Origin of the sequence: Bdellovibrio sp. HCB290 (genome assembly GCF_047305925.1) — a bacterium.
In the GTDB taxonomy this organism is placed as follows: Bacteria; Bdellovibrionota; Bdellovibrionia; order Bdellovibrionales; family Bdellovibrionaceae; genus Bdellovibrio.
Genome location: NZ_CP178620.1, coordinates 3,759,261 through 3,776,160 on the forward strand (window position 1 = coordinate 3,759,261; position 16,900 = coordinate 3,776,160).

A 16,900-nucleotide genomic window follows, 5' to 3' on the forward strand; every position below is an offset into this window, starting at 1 on the left:
AGCCTCAAAATAAGACGTATTTTTCCGATCTATTAACCTGTGTGGGTTACGATGAAGTCCTATATATGGGACCTTCGGGCCCGCACAGGGAGTGAACATGGATGTTCAAAAAATACTCTCGGCGGTTGCTTGCGTCTTAGTATTTACAGCTTGTAGCAAAAAATCGTCGGATTCGGTTTACGCAGTAGATTCTGCTTCCTGCATAGGGCAAGCAATCTCTAATAAATTCATAGTTCAGTGGGAAGATGGTCGTATTACGGTTGAATCCGGAAGCGATGTCGAATCATTCAAAAAAGAATTCATCGAACCACAATTGGAAAATATTCGCCAGGTTGAGTCTGATAAGCGCATTCAGGTTGATTCGACAGTGTCAGCCTCCGCATCTGCATCATCAAGTGACACCTGGGGACTGAGCATGATCAAGGCCAACGCGGCTTATTCTCAGGGAATTTATGGTCAAGATGTTAAGGTTGCAGTTGTGGATGCCTATGTGGATGTCAGTCATCCGCAGCTCGCAAACCGAATTGCTATTAATACCGGCGAAATTCCCAATAACGGAATCGACGACGATCGCAACGGTGTAGTTGATGACTACTACGGTGCAAGCTTTGTGTCGGTACCTTCTTCCACGAATATTCCAAGTCCGCACGGTTCACACGTGGCGGGCATTATCGCTGCCGACTCCAATTACGGACCGGTCAGTGGCGTTGCTCCTAGAGCGAAAATTATTCCGGCCCAGTTCATTGCGAATGATGGTGGCGGATCTTTGGGTGACGCAATCATAGCACTGCAGTACGCAGCCAAACGTGGTGCCAAAATTATCAATGCCAGCTGGGGTGGCGCAACTTGCGGTGTCTCTGGTGCCCTTCGCAGTACATTTCAAAGTTTAGAACGTCAGGGAGTTTTAATTATAGTCGCTGCCGGAAACGATGCTCGGGATATCGATGTGTATCCAGAATTTCCAGCCTCTTTTAATCTTTCAAATCAGATCACTGTCGCCGCCTCGGACATGACTGACTTTATGACTTCCTGGTCAAACAGTGGCTTTAATTTGGTTCACGTTGCTGCCCCTGGAGAGCATATTTTAAGTACAGTTCCAGGTGCTACTTCGATGTATATGGATGGAACAAGTATGGCGGCGCCATTTGTTTCAGGAACTGCTGCACTGCTGTGGAGTTCAAAGCCAACTGCGACGGCACAGCAGATCAAAGCAGCTATAGAACAGTCAGTTGACGTTACTTCAGGACACGAGTTTAAAGTAAAAACTCGAGGACGAATCAATATTCAAAAGGCACTTCAAGTACTTGGACAGTTAGTCCCATAAATTCAACAAGATACCCATTAAACGCAGAGCAGAAAAACATGCTCTGCGTCTGTCGTTTTAAGATGATTACTCAAATGCTCATTGATAGAAATATGCCTTCCGTTTTTTCAAACGTTAAAGAAGGAATTTATGAGCGAAGTATCTACAGGTTTTCAAGCGAAGCTTGCTGACCTAGAAAAAAGAAATGAAGCCGCGATGGCGGGTGGCGGAGCTGCTCGTGTTGCGAAACACAAACAAGGCGGCAGACTTTCTGCGCGCGAGCGTTTAGATGTTCTTTTGGATCCAGGCAGTTTCGTTGAGATGGATCGTTTCGTTACTCATCGTTGCACAAACTTCGGCATGGACAAGAATGTTGTTCCTGGCGACGGTGTTATTACGGGTTACGGTCGTATCAACGGCAAATTGGTTTATGTCTCTTCTCAGGATTTCACTGTTATCGGTGGATCCATGTCTCGCACTCAAGCAAACAAGATCTGCAAAGTGATGGACCTTTCTATCAAGAATGGTGCTCCTTTCATTTCTTTGAATGACTCTGGTGGCGCGCGTATTCAGGAAGGTATCGAATCACTTGGTGGTTACGCTGATATCTTTACTCGCAACACGATGGCTTCTGGTTTGGTTCCACAAATCACAGCTATCATGGGGCCATGCGCGGGTGGCGCGGTTTACTCCCCGTCTATCACTGACTTTGTATTCATGGTTAAGAACACTTCTTACATGTTCGTTACTGGTCCTGATGTTATCAAGACTGTGACTCATGAAGATGTGACGAAAGAAGATCTTGGTGGAGCGACAACTCACTCTGCTAAATCTGGTGTTGCTCACTTTGCAGCTGAAGATGACAAGCACTGCTTGTTGCTAATCCGTGAATTGATGAACTTCCTTCCATCAAACAATCTGGATGATGCTCCGGCATTGCCAAACACAGATCGTCCTGACCGTTTGACTGAAGCGATCATGAACTTGATCCCGGAAAATCCAAAGAAGCCTTACGACATGCTTGCGGTTATCACTGAGTGCGTGGACGAAGGTTACTTCCTTGAGATTCACAAGCACTTCGCACAAAACGTGATCGTGGGTTTCGCACGCTTCAACGGTCGCCCTGTTGGTATCGTGGCAAATCAACCAAACAACCTGGCTGGTTGCTTGAATATCGAAGCTTCTCGTAAAGCTGCTCGTTTCATCCGCTTCTGTGATGCTTTCAATATTCCAGTAGTTTCATTCGTAGACGTACCGGGCTTCTTGCCAGGTAAAGATCAAGAGTGGAATGGTATCATCACTCACGGTGCAAAATTGCTTTACGCTTATGCTGAAGCGACCGTTCCTAAGATCACAGTAATCACTCGTAAAGCTTACGGTGGTGCTTATATCGTTATGGGTTCCAAGTTGTTGCGTTCTGATGTGAATCTGGCTTACCCAACTGCAGAAATCGCAGTAATGGGTGCTGAGGGTGCGGTAAGCATCATCAGCCGCGAAGAAATCAACAAAGCAAAAGATCCAGCGGCAGAAAAAGCCCGTTTGACAGCGCAGTACGAAGAGAAGTTCTCGAATCCGTACGTGTCTGCAGAGCTTGGCTACACTGACGAAGTTATCGATCCAGCGTTGACTCGCAAACGCATCATCGACTCTTTGGAAATGCTTAAAAATAAACGCGATATCACTCCGGCTAAAAAGCACGGAAATATCCCTCTGTAGGAGCGAACATGGCATTCTTTAAAAAAATCCTGATCGCAAATCGTGGGGAAATCGCAATTCGTATCACTCGCGCATGTCGCGAGCTTGGTATCGCGTCTGTTGCTGTTTTCTCTGATGCCGATCGTGATAGCTTGCACGTTTTCCTGGCGGATGAGGCCTACCATATTGGGCCTTCTCCTTCCAAAGAAAGCTATTTGAACTATAGAAAAATCCTGGAAGTGGCTAAGCAGGCTGGCGCAGATGCGGTTCATCCTGGTTATGGTTTCTTATCTGAAAACACGACGTTTGCAAAAGCGTGTGAAGAAGCTGGAATCACTTTCATCGGACCAACAGTCGCCAACATCGAATCCATGGGAGATAAAATCTCTGCCAAGGCTTTGATGAAAAAATCAGGAGTACCAACTGTTCCTGGTTCTGACGGTGGCGTTGAAACTGTTGAAGAGGCGACTAAGATCGCTGAAAAAATTGGTCTTCCAATCATCATCAAAGCAACTGCTGGTGGTGGTGGTAAAGGGATGCGTATCGTTCGCAAAATGGACGAAGTTGAAAGTGCCTTCCGCGCTTGCCGCTCTGAAGGCCAGAACTATTTCGCGAATCCGACAGTTTACATTGAAAAGTTCATCAACGATCCAAAGCACATCGAAATCCAGGTGTTCGGCGATAAGCACGGCAACCATGTTCATTTGTTTGAACGTGAGTGCTCTGTACAACGTCGTAATCAAAAGATTATCGAAGAGTCCCCGTCACCTTCTGTTCCTCACGAAGTGCGTTTGCGCATGGGTGAGGCTTCTGTTCGCGCAGCGAAACAGATTAACTACGTAGGCGCTGGAACTATCGAGTATATCTTTGATAACAAAACCAAAGATTTCTATTTCATGGAAATGAATACACGTCTTCAGGTTGAGCATCCAATCACGGAAATCGTGACTGGTGTTGACCTGGTTCGTGAGCAAATTAGCGTGGCGGCTGGTAAGCCGTTGAGCTTTAAGCAAGAAGACATCAAGCAGAAAGGTCACGCGATTGAAGCGCGTATCTGTGCAGAAGATCCAGTTACTTACAAACCAAATCCAGGTGTTATCCGCGCTTGTCGTCACCCACAGGGTCCGTTCATGCGTGTGGATTCTTACGCCTACCCTGGTTACAACGTTCCGATTTATTACGATCCAATGATCTCCAAGGTTATTACTTGGGGCGATACTCGTAATGAAGCGATCGATCGTATGCAACGTGCTTTGTCTGAGTTCGTATTGACGGGTATCAAAACCAACATCGTTCTTCACAAAACGATTTTGGACCACCCGACATTCCGTGACGGCACTTACACGACACAATTTATCGAGAAAAACTTCGAAGTTATTGAACCGGTCATGTTCAAACAAGTTGATGACCCTGTGTTCTTGATCGCAGCGGCTATTGAAGCCTACAACGATCGTAAATCGAAGGATATCCGTCAGCTTAACGTTCGCTCCACTTGGAGAAGCGTGGGCCGTAAACTTCAGTTGAGGACGTAACATGTATTTCGAAGCAGAACTTAGAGGAATCAAATACAAGGTGGATGTGACGGAAGGCCGTCACTCTTGGAAAGTTTCTTTGCAAAAAGATGGCAAAGAGTGGGTTCACCACGACATTTCCAAAAATGACTTTAAACACGCAGAAGAGTACATCAGCTTCCTTTTCCAGGGTAAGTCTTACTTGATCGACGTTGTGGGTTCAGACACTGAATATACGGTGTTTACGCGCAACTCATTCCGCTCTATCAAGATCTTCAATGATGAAATGCTTTTGCATGAATCTTTGAAGAAAGGTGGCGGTTTCGGTGGCGACATGGAACTTAAATCCGGTATGCCAGGAAAAATCATCGAGATCTTTGCTAAAGAGGGCGACATCGTGAAAGCGAATAAGCCACTTTTGATTATGGAAGCGATGAAAATGGAAAACGAAATGCGCGCTGCTCGTGATGTAAAAATCAAAGAGATCAAAGTTAAACAGGGCGATTCAGTTGAATCCGGCGCTGTTTTGATTAAATTCGAAGAACCTTAATCGGTTCTTTGAGTTTCGCACAAATAAAAAAGGGAAGCTTTTCGGCTTCCCTTTTTTTATTACCAAATTTAGATCGGATCGATTACTCGCGTTCATTCTGGCGGAACTCAGCAGTACGCTTCTTTTCAAAGATACTGACCATCAAAACTCCTGCTTCATACAGAATCACCATCGGCACCAACATCATCACCATGCTCATCAAATCAGGCGGTGTGATGATCGCGGCGGCAACTGCCAGGCCCATAATCGCATAGCGACGTTTTTCTTTTAGGAACTTTGAACTTACAACGCCCATCATGCCCAAAATGGAAATTACCAGCGGCAATTCAAAGCTCACACCAAACATCAGACACATTTGGGTGAAAAAGCTTAAGTACTGATCGATCGAGATCATCGCTTTATCGGTGCTGCCACCATAGTTCATCAGGAAGTGGAAGGCCATTGGCAGAACGATGAAATAAGAGAAAGCCATGCCGGCTACAAACAATCCGGAACCCGCGACGATAAAGCCCACGGAATATTTCTTTTCGCGCTGGTAAAGTCCCGGCGCTACGAACTTCCAAACTTGGTAAAGCCACAACGGACAAGAGATCATAATCCCAAGGACAAATGAAATTTTGATGTGAGCCAAGAACTTATCCAGAGGGCCCGTATAGATCAAACCACCATCTGGCAAATACGGCGCAATCGGACCACGAATGAAATCAAAAACCGGCTCGCTGAAATAGTAGCAAACGCCAGTAGCGATCAACAAAATCCACACGCAACGAACCAGGCGGAATCTTAGCTCTGCCAGGTGCTCATAAAGTGATTGGGCTTTTTCATTTAGTTCTTCAGTGGTCGCCATTAGCCCTTGCTTCCTTTATCGTCGTCAGATTTCTTGGATAAATCTTGAAGCTCCATTTGCTGTGGCTCTGGAGTCACTGTTTGACCACCATGGGGAACATGCTCTGAAGAAGACCAATCGCCGGCTTCGGTAGCTTGCGGAGTTACGTCCACTACTGGATGTTCAGGAGGTGCTTTGGGCGCTTCTTTTCTGGTGTTCTCAAAAAGATCAATGGGATCAAACTTAGCTTGTTGCTTTAGTTCATCCGTCAAATCACCAGTTGTACGTTTTAGTTCGTTTAGAAAGCGGCCCAACGTGCGAGCCAATTGTGGAAGTTCTTTGGGACCGATTACGATCAACGCCAAAGCTCCAAGGAATAAGATTTCTGACATGCCTAAGCCAAACATGGTCGCAGATTAGTGGAATCACCCTTGTTTGCCAAGCTTTACTTGGTCTTGCGGCAGGGTCAAAACACCCATTTCCACCAGCTTTTCCTTGGCCAGAGCCGATCCCGTGCGCTGATAGCGGTCATAGAGACGAAGAATGCTCTCGTCAGACTTAATAAAGGAATGATGACTGATGTATGTTAGGACATCGACAAACTCGATAAAGCGGGCCGAAAAAGTTTTGTAGACGCGGGCCAATCCGTCCTCACGGGTATAATGAGCCAGATGAGTATAGGCTGCTCCGCCGATATTCGCATAGTAATCCACATCGACAATTTTTCGTTGTAACGAATCACCGAAAAAGCCGCTGATATACAATGCCCTATCACCCAACTTTCTGAATTTTTCTGGCTTCAACGCCTGTTCCGCGTGATGGGCATGCAGATACATTTCGGCCAACGTGGATTCGGCTTCGAATAAAGCTCGTGCATCTAAATATTGTTGAAGAAGATTGACCAGGTACGTTTCGACAAGAGGAAACGTCTGGACTTTACGATCGTAGAGTCCCTTTGAAACGAGCTCTTGAAAATAGCCTTCCGGACTAACCAGAAGTTCTATCGTTTGCGAGTTTGGTTTTTCTTTCATCCTTCACTCACCGCTTTGCTTTCTATAAGTCTAACAACGATTTATGAGGATTCGGTTAATTGTTTGTGGGAATCAGGACGAAGGTATTAGAGGGCATCAGATGCTTCATTTTGCGACATTTTACGAAGCAGGGCCCATTCCGCGCTTAATGTATAACTTTTATACAATGCCCACCCCCTCATTTGTAACCCAAGGGTTATCGTACTGGCACCGGGCTTGCTCTTTAAGACTGTGAAGAAAGAGCGGGTGTATATGATTAAGATTAATATGTCTTCCAAATTAAAGGGTAAGAAGTGCAAAAGCACCGGCCGCTGTGTCGCCACTTTTGCAGTTCTTACGGGTTTGGCTGCCTATTACTACACAGCCCCAGTTGTGGATTCTGAATCAGTACTTAGCGATATCACGGCAAAAATTGAACAGGTGAAAGAATCTGTTCTAGCGCCAGAACCAGTTCTTGATATGAACGCGCAGATTGCTGCGATGGCCGCTGAAGGTGAAGCTGCTGAACAAACAGAAACTGTGGAAAACTCTGTTGAAAGCGACGAACCAGAACACATTCCTGAATCCGCTGTCGTAGAAAACCGCGAAAACATCTTAAATGACTATCAAAACATTATCGCCGACGATTTTCATATTCCGGAAAACATGCGTGATCGCGTGGGTTTTTGGTTTGATATCTATACCCAGCATAACTCTCACAAACGCTTAATTCACCACTCCGAATACCCATGGATTGTGTTTGAAGTGGTCGATGTCACTTCTATTATCGAATCGACAACTCCAAAATTCCGTTGGATGAGAAACATGAAGGCGGATGCCTTGGTTAAGCAGCAGGTTGAAAAAACCAAAACTGCCCTGAAATCCCTGGCTAAAAGAAAGACTTATGAGAATTTGACTGAAGATGAAACCCGCGTGATGAATGCGTTGTCTCATCTTGATGGTGAAGTTCAAAAGAAAGCCAAATTTGCAATGACCAACGTTCGTGTGCAAATGGGCCAAAGAAACTTCTTCCAGGAAGGTTTGGAAGTAAGTCCCAAGTATCTTCCGGGCATGGAAGAGATCTTTGAAAACTACAATCTGCCAATCGAGTTGACTCGCCTGCCATTCGTGGAATCCAGCTTCAACAAACATGCAAAAAGTAAAGTGGGCGCATCGGGCATCTGGCAATTCATGGGTAATACAGGTCGCAAATTCATGGTTGTTACAGACCATATCGACGAAAGAACTTCTCCGTTTAAAGCCTCTGTGGCAGCTGCGCAATTGCTTAAGGAAAACCACATGATTCTTAAGCGTTCATGGCCTTTGGCTATCACAGCTTGGAATCACGGCCCTCCAGGTATGCGTAAAGCGATGGCTAAAATGAAAACTCAAGACTTGGGTGAAATCGTAGAAAAATACCGCAGCAAAACTTTCGACTTTGCTTCATCTAATTTCTATTCTGAATTCCTGGGTGCTTTGTTCGCGGAAAGATATCACAAAGAGATTTACGAAGACGTGAACTATGCAAAACAACTGAATTTGCATACTGTGAAGCTTTCCAGAAACATCAGCGCCAAAGATCTTATGAAGCGCAGTAAGCTTTCTGAGGATGATTTCGTACTTTTCAATCCGGACTTGAAGAAAGCTGTCAAAGTAAATGCCCAAGTGCCATCGGGTTTTATGATCATGTTGGATGATGACTCCCGCGACCACTTGAAAAGCATCGTCGCGAGCGCCACTTTAGGTAAGAAAAAGAAAGTATCTAAACCGACCGCTCAAAATGAAGTTACTTTGAGCGAGCCGGTGGCTGGAGAACTTTAAATATCGTTTGGCCCGACCAGGGAAATGATCTCTGGTTGGGAGAATATTTTCTGAGCCAGTTTCTGAATATCTGCCGGCGTGATTGCAAAATACTTATCCGCCACATCCAGACTTTCACGGTAATCCAATCCATAAATATCATCGAATAGAATCGCATTGCAGATTGTGCCCTTGCGCTGCAATTCAATGTCGTGACGCCCAATCAGATATCTTTGCGCGCGAGTTAGTTCTTCCTCGCCAACTTTAACATCGGCAAGTTTCTGGAACTCGGCTTTCAGCATCTGGATGGACTTTTGCGCCTTCTCTGGAGAGCAGCCGATATATCCACCAAAGTATCCACCTTCGATACCTTCCATGTGCATCGGGGACACCGAGTACGCCAAGGAATTCTTATCACGAAGCTCCAAGAACAAGCGTCCACCCTGACCACTTAGAATTGATTGAATGATCTCTAAGGTATAGCGTTCGGGACTTTTCAAAGTCAGACCTTGATAACCCACGATGATGTGGCTTTGTTCTTTTTTAAGTTCGTGGAAGACGTGTTTGGATTCGGTCACCTTCGTCACTGGGAAGTGATTTTCAATTTTCTTTCCAGCTGGAAGCTCGGACGTCACTTCTTCAAAAGTTTTCACCCATTTCTTGGTATCAATATCACCCACCACACAGATCGTGAGGTTCTTTGCGTGAGCCACGTTATTATAGTACTTGCGCAAAGAATCCTGATCGATCGCTGAAATGGATTTGTCGTTACCCAGAAGATCGCGTGAGTAAGGATGATTCTTGAAGATCTCTTTCATGAAATTCATCACACAAATTTGCGATGGATTGTCGTTGCGGGACTTCACCTGATTCTTTTGTACAACCTTTTCACGCTCCAGGATGTGCACTGGAAACTGTGGATTCAGAAGTGAATCGGTATAGATCTCGAGCATCTTGTCTTCAAACGGTGAAAGGTAATCCATAGACATGCCCACGGAATTTCTGCCACCAAATGCGCCAATGCCAGCTGCCAATTCGTCCACGCGGTGATTGATGTCGTCTTCTGTGAATTTACTAGAGCCTGACAACCAGTTTCTAGAAAACAGCTCTGTTAAGCCATTCGTGGTTCCGTCTTCCGTGCGCGCTCCACCCAGGAAGGCCGCCTTCATCGAAACGTATGGTGTGTCTTTTTGTTCACGAACAAGCAGTGTTGCGCCGGATTTCAAAGTGATTCTTTGAGTTTCTGGAGTGTGCTTAACTGCTTCCGTGTTGATCTGGAATTTCTTAGGCACGAACTTCGGTACCTTTTCACGACTGGCTTTCGTAGTCGACAAGGCCTTTTTAAGATTCTTCGCAAAAAGCTTCATCGATTTATCAGCGATTTTTTTATCCATGTTCGTCATTAGTGACAAACTGAACGCATCTGATTTGAAGTACTTTTTAGCAGCCTTCTGAATGTCTTCAGGCTTCAGCGAGTAAACCTGTTTCATGTATTTGCGATAGTGATCGTGGTCGTCGTAGTAGAACTCGTCGCCTCCGGCTTTTCTCGCAATGTTATCCACAGTCTCCATCGAATATACTTCATGGCTTGCAAAGTTTGTGATGGCTTTTTGCATTTCAATAGTGGTCGGTGGTTCCTGAATAATTTTTGTCAGGACGGGAATCATTTCGCCAAGGGCCTTATCCAGGTTTTCTGGCTCAAGATTAAAGGAAATTGCAAACAGGCCGTCATCCGGCATCGAGTAGCTAAAGGCGCCCACAGAATTTGTCAGTGGTTCACGAATACGCAACGTCTGCATCAAGCGCGACGAATCGCCCTGTCCTAGGATTGCAGCAAGAACTTCAAGCGCCGCAATATCCTTGTGTTTAACATTCGGAATGCGCCAGCTTAAGTAGCCGGTTGTAGTTTCAAACTTGGCCTGCTCTACCTTGATACGAATATCTTTTTGGGCTGGCTCTTTGGTGTGTTTGGCTTTACGAAGTTTGTACGGGGCAAAGCCGCCAAACATCTGCTCGACCTTCTTTTTCATTTCTTTGGATTCAAAGTCACCGGCAATAACCAGGAACATGTTCGAAGGTACATAGCGACTTTGATAGTATTCACGGATTTTTTTCGCACTGACGTTTTTTACGACCTTGTCGTAGCCAATAACTGGAATGCCGTATTCATGTTTACGGAAGATGTTAGAGAATAACAACTGACTGGATCGGCGCCCCGGGCTGTCCTGACCGCGCTTGATTTCCTCAAGCACCACTTCGCGCTCGTTATCAATTTCCTGCGGATCAAATGTTGGGAATCCCATCATTTCACTGATAACGTCCATTGCCACATCGGTGAATTGCTTGGAAATCGTCACATAAAAAACAGTTTGATCGAAAGAAGTATAGGCATTCAGCTCCCCGCCGGAACCCTCGACAGTGGCCGCAATTTCGCCAACTTTGTATTTACGGGTGCCTTTAAAGACCAGATGCTCAATAAAGTGAGAAATCCCCTCTTCGCCTTTTTTCTCGTCGGCCGAGCCTGTTTTCACCCACATTTGAACTGAGACCACAGGAGACTTGTGACTCTCTAACAAAAGGACTTTCATACCGTTTTTTAGTTGAAATTTCTTAGACATACTCTACATAACTCCCATGGCTTTTGGCGTTTACGTTCACATTCCTTACTGCATTCAGCGCTGCACTTATTGTGACTTCGCGACTTACGAGCAAAGTAAGATTTTGCCGCCGGATCAGTACGTCCAATTGCTGTTTGAGGAGATTCGCCAAAAGCATCGGTACTATCAGCCTCAAAAGTTAGACACACTTTACTTTGGTGGCGGAACACCAAGTTTGATCCCTGCTCACCTTATTGTAGCTGTTATCAAAGAGCTGGGTAGATATGGCTATACAACTGGACCCGATACCGAGATCACTATCGAGATAAATCCAGCGACGGTCGACAAAGATAAATTGAAAATGTATATCGACCACGGAGTAAATCGTTTTAGTGTTGGTGCTCAAACATTTGATGATCGCCTGCTGAAAATGGTACATCGCGAGCATTCGGCAAAACAGACACTTGAGACCCTGGACCTTTTGCGGGCGCATAACTTGAACTTTAGCTTCGATATTCTTTTCGCTCTGCCATCACAAACTTTGGATGGTCTAAAAAATGATGTGCGCATCGCTGTTGAACAAGGTGCCAAGCACATCAGTCCCTATTGCCTGACAGTACCCGAAGGACATCCGCTCTCCAAAGGCCGCGCGCTGGAAGAAGAACAAGTGGATATGTTTGATTTCATTGCCGACGAATTGACCGGCCGTGGATTTCAACAGTATGAGATTTCTAATTTTTCTTTACCCGGTTATGAGTCACGGCACAACATGTTGTACTGGGTGGATCAACCGTACTGGAGCCTGGGACTTAGCTCTCATTCGTATTCCAAAGAATCGCAGTGGGGCACTCGCTATTGGAATCTGAACTCTATTGGTGAGTATAAAAAACAGATTCTGGATTTCCAGGGGCAGGAATTTACTTCTCCAGCTGCGCACTTACCAGGGGCTCAGGTTGAGCAACTTGAAATGCATCAGGCTCTTACGGACTTTTGTCATACCTCGATGCGTTTAATGCGCGGGCTCAATGAGCGCGAACTTCAGGAGAAATTCCCTGTTGCGGTTTATCATCAAATCTCCAGCATTATGAACAAATTGATCGGAAATGGCTGGGTTCAATCTCAGAACAATCACTGGTCCCTAACACGAGACGGCTTAGTAATTAGCAACAAAGTCTTTCAGGAATTAACGTTCTTAAAAGAAGACGTCTAGGTCAAAAAATCTGCACCCCGTTTAATTGACAATATCTAATGAATACACAATCTTAAGTATTGCGAAAGGAACTTTCATGTCAGAGGAAAACAACTCTCAAAATTCAAATCCTGATACTTCCGAAAACTTCGACGTATCTTCTGAGATTCAAAAGCTTCAAGAGCAGGCTGAAAAGTATAAGAATGATTTCATGTACCTGCGCGCTGAGTTTGAAAACTACAAACGAAATGCAATCAAAGAACGTTCAGAGTTGATGAAGTATGGTGGCGAAAGATTTATTCGCGACCTATTGGATGTCGTGGATAATTTTGATCGCGCTTTGCAGGTTAATGTAACTGTAGACAACTTGAACACCTTCAAACAAGGCATTGAAATGACAGCGACAGAACTTCGCAATTTGTTAGCGAAGCATTCTGTCACTGAGATCGCCTCTGAAGGCGTGCCGTTTGATCCGAATATTCATGAAGCTTTAAGCTCTGAAGCAACTGATAAGGTGGCTCCGGGTCACGTGGCTCGCGTATTTAAGAAGCCATACAAATTGCATGACAAGGTTATTCGTACCGGCCAGGTTGTGGTCGCAAAGAAACCGGAATAAGAGGAATTGATTGTCTAAGAAGGACTACTACTCCCTTTTGAATGTTTCGCGTACGGCAACTGCGGATGAAATCAAAAAAGCATTCCGTAAGTTGGCGATTCAGTATCACCCGGATAAGAACCCTGGTGATAAAAAGGCCGAGGAGAAATTCAAGGAATTGAGTGAAGCCTACGAAGTGCTAAGCGATACCAAAAAGCGCGAGATGTATGATCAGTTTGGTCATGCAGGCCCGGGTTTTGGTTCAGCCGGAGCTGGTGGACCTTTTGGTGGTGCCGGTGGCTTTGGTGGATTCGGCAATAGTGGTGGCTTTGGTGGCGCCGGTGGTGGCCAGGGCGGCGATCCGTTCCAGGACATCTTTGGTGACGTATTCGGTGATATTTTTGGTGGTCGCGCTGGTGGTGCTGGCCCCGGGGCCCGCGCCCGTCGTCCCCAAAAAGGCACAGATCTTCGTTATACTTTGAATGTATCCTTCGAAGAAGCAGCCGTTGGCACGGAAAAAGTCATCAGCTTCATGCGCCAACGAGGCAGCAAGGAAGAATCAGCAAAACTTTCTGTAAATGTTCCGGCGGGAGTTAAAGAAGGCCAGCGTTTAAAGCTTGCCGGTGAAGGTGATGGTGGGAGCGGTGGTTCTGCAGGTGATCTTTATGTGATCATCGCCTTGCAAGAGCATTCTATCTTCAAGCGCGCCGAAAATGACGTAACTCTGGACCTTCCAATCACTTATACTGATGCAATTTTAGGGACCAATATTGAAGTTCCGACCCTGACTGGTAAGGCGATGATTCGCATTCCTCCGGGTACACATTCAGGACAAACGTTCCGTTTAAAGGGAAAAGGCTTCCCGAAAATTGGTGGCTTTGGATCTGGTGATATGATGGTTAGAATACTGGTGGATACGCCAAGTAATCTTTCAAGCCGTCAAAAGGAATTGATAGAAGAACTGGCAAAATCCGGGGAATCAACCCCGATGGTTAAAGCATTCCACGATAAAGTATCTCACTTGATGAGGAATAGAAAATGACAGCGAAGCTCGCTCTGATTGTCTCCGCATGTGTAATTGCTTCTTGTACGACACCCACGACAAAAAGAACGGAGACCAAGCAAGCTCCCGTCGCTGGAAAAACCAACGGTAAAAAAGGCAAAGGCATGTCTGGCATGGCGGCAAAACCGCCTCCAGTGACGCCAACAACTCCCGCACTTCCTGTGCCTCCCACCTCCAACGATCCCTTGGTCGCACTTAAAGAACTGGTCGTGATGTCAGTTCAAGCGCCTACCAAACAGGAGCAGGACGTTTATCGTCTTCGCGCCATTGAAGATGTTGAAAATCGTTTAAATGAAAAGCAACTTGAAGAGGTCGCTGACAATTCTGAGTACGGCTACCTGCGCGGTCACGCCATGTCCCGCTTGGCTGACAAAGCCCTGGATGAACGCGATATCTCAAAAGCGAAAAAATACTATGCCGGTGTTATTGATTACCTTCCGGAGAGTGACCTGGCAGCACGTGCGAAAGATATTATCTCTCAGCTGGATGCTGCCAAGAACGTGCAATCAAAAACTATTGGCGTAGTACTTCCATTAAGTGGTCGCAACTCCGCTGTCGGCCAACGCGCCCTTCGGGGCCTCGAAATGGGCCTGGGGCTTCATGTTCCCGGTTCCGGGTTTAAGCTGGCAGTCATGGACAGCGAAGGCAATCCCGACTCTGCACGCCGTGGTGTTGAACGCCTGGTGAAAGAGGACAATGTCATCGCCGTTGTGGGAAGTTTGTTAAGTAAGACAGCGCCGGCCGTGGCGGCGAAATCTGACGAACTTGGAGTTCCAAGCATCGCGCTTTCTCAACGCTCTGGCCTGACTGAAATTGGCCCGACAGTATTCAGAAATTCACTGACCAGCGAAATGCAGGTCCGTCAGTTAGTAAGAACTGCGATGGACGACATGGGCATGAAACGCTTTGCTGTTCTGTACCCTAATGACCAGTACGGAGTAGAGTTTACAAATATTTTTTGGGATGAAGTGCTTGCTCGCGGTGGAAAAATCACGGCTTCTCAAACTTACTCCAATAAAGAAACCGACTTCCGCCTGGTGATTCAACGTCTGGTGGGAACCTATTACGGTGAAGGTCGTCAGGATGAATTCAATCTACGCCTGAAGGATCTTAAACACTCGGACAAAAAGCGTTCCGCACGCGGTGACAACACTGAAAACGTGCTCCCGCCGATTACGGATTTTGATGCGATCTTTATTCCGGATAGCGCAAAAGCAATGGGTCAAATTGCCGCAATGCTCGCATTCAATGATGTGCGCGGCGTAAAACTTATGGGAACAAATCTGTGGAATACTGCTGGTATCGCAAAACGTGCCGGCAATTTCGCGAACAACTTGATGTTCGTTGATTCGATTGCACCGACGGCCCAGGATCAATCACGTTTTATGACTGAGTATAAGAATCTATACGGCGAGCAACCTACATTGATTGAGATTCAAGCCTATGATGCGGGTTTAATCCTTCGCCAACTTGTGGCTTCAGGGGCCGACACGCGAGAAGAATTGACGGCTAAACTAATTGGCCTCAGCAAGTTCCCGGGATCGCTTGGAAGCCTTTCTATGAGCTCTGAGCGCGAGATTGACCGTCCTGTGATCTCGTTGACCGTGGAAAAAGGTGAAATCGCCCCATTGCGTATGCGTCAATAGGATCCATAAATTTATTTAATGACCTTTTTTTAACCGGCCCCCTCCCCCTTCCTGTCTAAGGAACACTAAGCGGCAAGCAAGCTGCTAATCCTAAAGAAGGGGGCTGTTATGACAAAGCAAATCACAGAAAAAATTGTTACTGAGTGCCGTAAGAAATTGATTCTTACAAAGCAAGATATTCTGAATCGCATCAGAACAGCCCAATCCGATTTCGTACGCACGGAAAAGTCTGGCGACGAAGGGGATGTTTCAGTTGCTCACATCGAGGAGCACACTTTTTTAGTTTCACAAGAGCGCATGAGAAATCAGCTACTCGAAGTCGAGATGGCCCTGGCACGAATAGAACAGGGAACTTTTGGATTATGTGAAGAAACGGAAGAGCCCATTGAGGCAGAGCGTTTACTTGCAATTCCTTGGACTCGACTCAGCATAGAAGGTGCTGAGATGCGTGAAGCATTTGGCAGAAAGTTTGCTCGCTGAAAAAATCTGTTTCACTTTCTGTTTCTGTTTCACTTTCTGTCTCGACACTTCTCCTCTCATGGCTGTGCGGCAAAGCGGTGCTTACTAATTCGTCACGCACTGCTTTTTTAGTGACACTCCTCTCATCCCTCGTAATAACAGGCTCAATTTTGGGCACGTCTCGCTTTAGCGAAACGGCGATCATCATATCGGGGGGTGAGATGAACGCGACCGAACTAAGTACGGTAGAACTTGAAACATTGAAAGAATCTTTGCTATTGCAAAAAGGTTCGATCCTGAACAAGTCACATGAGTTCAAAGAAGAACAGTCCAGCATCAGTGGAGCTGGCGACGAAGCAGAAGTTGCTTCTCAAGATGTTGCTAACAACATCTCTATCCATTTACATGAAAGAGACCGCACGGCGCTTTACGCTATCGAGCGCGCTTTAGGCAAAATCTCTGAGGGGACTTACGGCCAGTGCGAAGCTTGTGGCGAATTGATCGGTGCACGCAGACTTCAGGCCAGACCTTTCACAGCCCTATGTATTGAATGCATGGAAGAGCAGGAAAGCCACGCGAATCTTTTTCAGTAAATCGGAAACTCTCACTGGACGAGTGACCCACTGACACGGATGTCAGTCCAATTTTTCATATTT

Annotated in this window: 15 protein-coding genes; 11 read left to right on the forward strand and 4 right to left on the reverse strand. The window is 46.0% G+C overall.

The genetic code is table 11. The annotated features are described in order from the left end of the window. Positions 1-97: 97 nt before the first annotated feature. The 4 genes from ACLVWU_RS18390 to ACLVWU_RS18405 all read left to right on the forward strand — a co-directional run bounded on the left by ACLVWU_RS18390 (position 98) and on the right by ACLVWU_RS18405 (position 5,059). Positions 98-1,324 carry a S8 family peptidase gene (locus ACLVWU_RS18390; protein WP_413576352.1) on the forward strand — a complete coding sequence of 409 codons (1,227 nt, stop codon included), beginning with the start codon at positions 98-100 and terminating at the stop codon, positions 1,322-1,324. A 129-nt stretch (positions 1,325-1,453) separates the two neighbouring features. Continuing rightward, complete coding sequence (locus tag ACLVWU_RS18395) at positions 1,454-3,019, forward strand: acyl-CoA carboxylase subunit beta (RefSeq protein ID WP_413576353.1); 1,566 nt, start codon at positions 1,454-1,456, stop codon at positions 3,017-3,019. An 8-nt stretch (positions 3,020-3,027) separates the two neighbouring features. Beyond that, entirely contained in the window at positions 3,028-4,530 is a 1,503-nt protein-coding gene (accC, locus tag ACLVWU_RS18400; RefSeq protein WP_413576354.1) for an acetyl-CoA carboxylase biotin carboxylase subunit, read from the forward strand. A gap of 1 nt (position 4,531) precedes the next feature. Beyond that, entirely contained in the window at positions 4,532-5,059 is a 528-nt protein-coding gene (locus ACLVWU_RS18405; RefSeq protein ID WP_413576355.1) for an acetyl-CoA carboxylase biotin carboxyl carrier protein subunit, read from the forward strand. Positions 5,060-5,141: 82 nt separating this feature from the next. On the opposite strand, the gene tatC is transcribed toward ACLVWU_RS18405, so the two are convergent. From tatC to ACLVWU_RS18420, 3 genes are read right to left on the reverse strand one after another with little or no spacing between them, the layout of a single operon-like run. Next, positions 5,142-5,906 (reverse strand): twin-arginine translocase subunit TatC, encoded by a 765-nt coding sequence (tatC, locus tag ACLVWU_RS18410; protein WP_413576356.1) that lies wholly within the window; start codon positions 5,904-5,906, stop codon positions 5,142-5,144. Next, complete coding sequence (locus ACLVWU_RS18415; protein ID WP_413576357.1) at positions 5,906-6,277, reverse strand: twin-arginine translocase TatA/TatE family subunit; 372 nt, start codon at positions 6,275-6,277, stop codon at positions 5,906-5,908. Before ACLVWU_RS18415 ends, tatC begins: the two co-directional genes overlap by 1 nt. 33 nt (positions 6,278-6,310) lie before the next feature. Then, on the reverse strand, positions 6,311-6,916 hold the full coding sequence (locus tag ACLVWU_RS18420) for a hypothetical protein (protein WP_413576358.1): 606 nt from the start codon (positions 6,914-6,916) through the stop codon (positions 6,311-6,313). Positions 6,917-7,168: 252 nt separating this feature from the next. Between ACLVWU_RS18420 and ACLVWU_RS18425 the strand changes: the two genes are divergently transcribed. Next, complete coding sequence (locus tag ACLVWU_RS18425) at positions 7,169-8,716, forward strand: lytic transglycosylase domain-containing protein (protein ID WP_413576359.1); 1,548 nt, start codon at positions 7,169-7,171, stop codon at positions 8,714-8,716. Here ACLVWU_RS18425 and ACLVWU_RS18430 read toward each other — a convergent pair. Next, positions 8,713-11,313 (reverse strand): M16 family metallopeptidase, encoded by a 2,601-nt coding sequence (locus ACLVWU_RS18430; protein ID WP_413576360.1) that lies wholly within the window; start codon positions 11,311-11,313, stop codon positions 8,713-8,715. The genes ACLVWU_RS18425 and ACLVWU_RS18430 overlap by 4 nt on opposite strands. Positions 11,314-11,329: 16 nt before the next feature. Here ACLVWU_RS18430 and hemW point away from each other — a divergent pair, with 16 nt between their 5' ends. From hemW to ACLVWU_RS18460, 6 genes are all read left to right on the forward strand, one after another. Next, entirely contained in the window at positions 11,330-12,502 is a 1,173-nt protein-coding gene (gene hemW, locus ACLVWU_RS18435; RefSeq protein ID WP_413576361.1) for a radical SAM family heme chaperone HemW, read from the forward strand. 76 nt (positions 12,503-12,578) lie between these two features. Beyond that, complete coding sequence (locus ACLVWU_RS18440) at positions 12,579-13,097, forward strand: nucleotide exchange factor GrpE (RefSeq protein ID WP_413576362.1); 519 nt, start codon at positions 12,579-12,581, stop codon at positions 13,095-13,097. Positions 13,098-13,107: 10 nt separating this feature from the next. Further along, the gene (locus tag ACLVWU_RS18445) at positions 13,108-14,118 is read left to right on the forward strand and encodes a DnaJ C-terminal domain-containing protein (protein ID WP_413576363.1); all 1,011 of its coding nucleotides are present in this window, start codon (positions 13,108-13,110) and stop codon (positions 14,116-14,118) included. Continuing rightward, positions 14,115-15,785: a penicillin-binding protein activator gene (locus ACLVWU_RS18450; protein ID WP_413576364.1), complete on the forward strand. Its 1,671-nt coding sequence runs from the start codon at positions 14,115-14,117 to the stop codon at positions 15,783-15,785. The genes ACLVWU_RS18445 and ACLVWU_RS18450 overlap by 4 nt, the downstream gene beginning before the upstream one ends. A gap of 108 nt (positions 15,786-15,893) precedes the next feature. Next, positions 15,894-16,265: a TraR/DksA family transcriptional regulator gene (locus ACLVWU_RS18455; RefSeq protein ID WP_413576365.1), complete on the forward strand. Its 372-nt coding sequence runs from the start codon at positions 15,894-15,896 to the stop codon at positions 16,263-16,265. Between the two features lie 200 nt (positions 16,266-16,465). Then, a complete protein-coding gene (locus ACLVWU_RS18460) occupies positions 16,466-16,837 on the forward strand; it encodes a TraR/DksA family transcriptional regulator (RefSeq protein ID WP_413576366.1) in 372 nt (123 codons plus the stop codon). Positions 16,838-16,900: the final 63 nt, after the last annotated feature.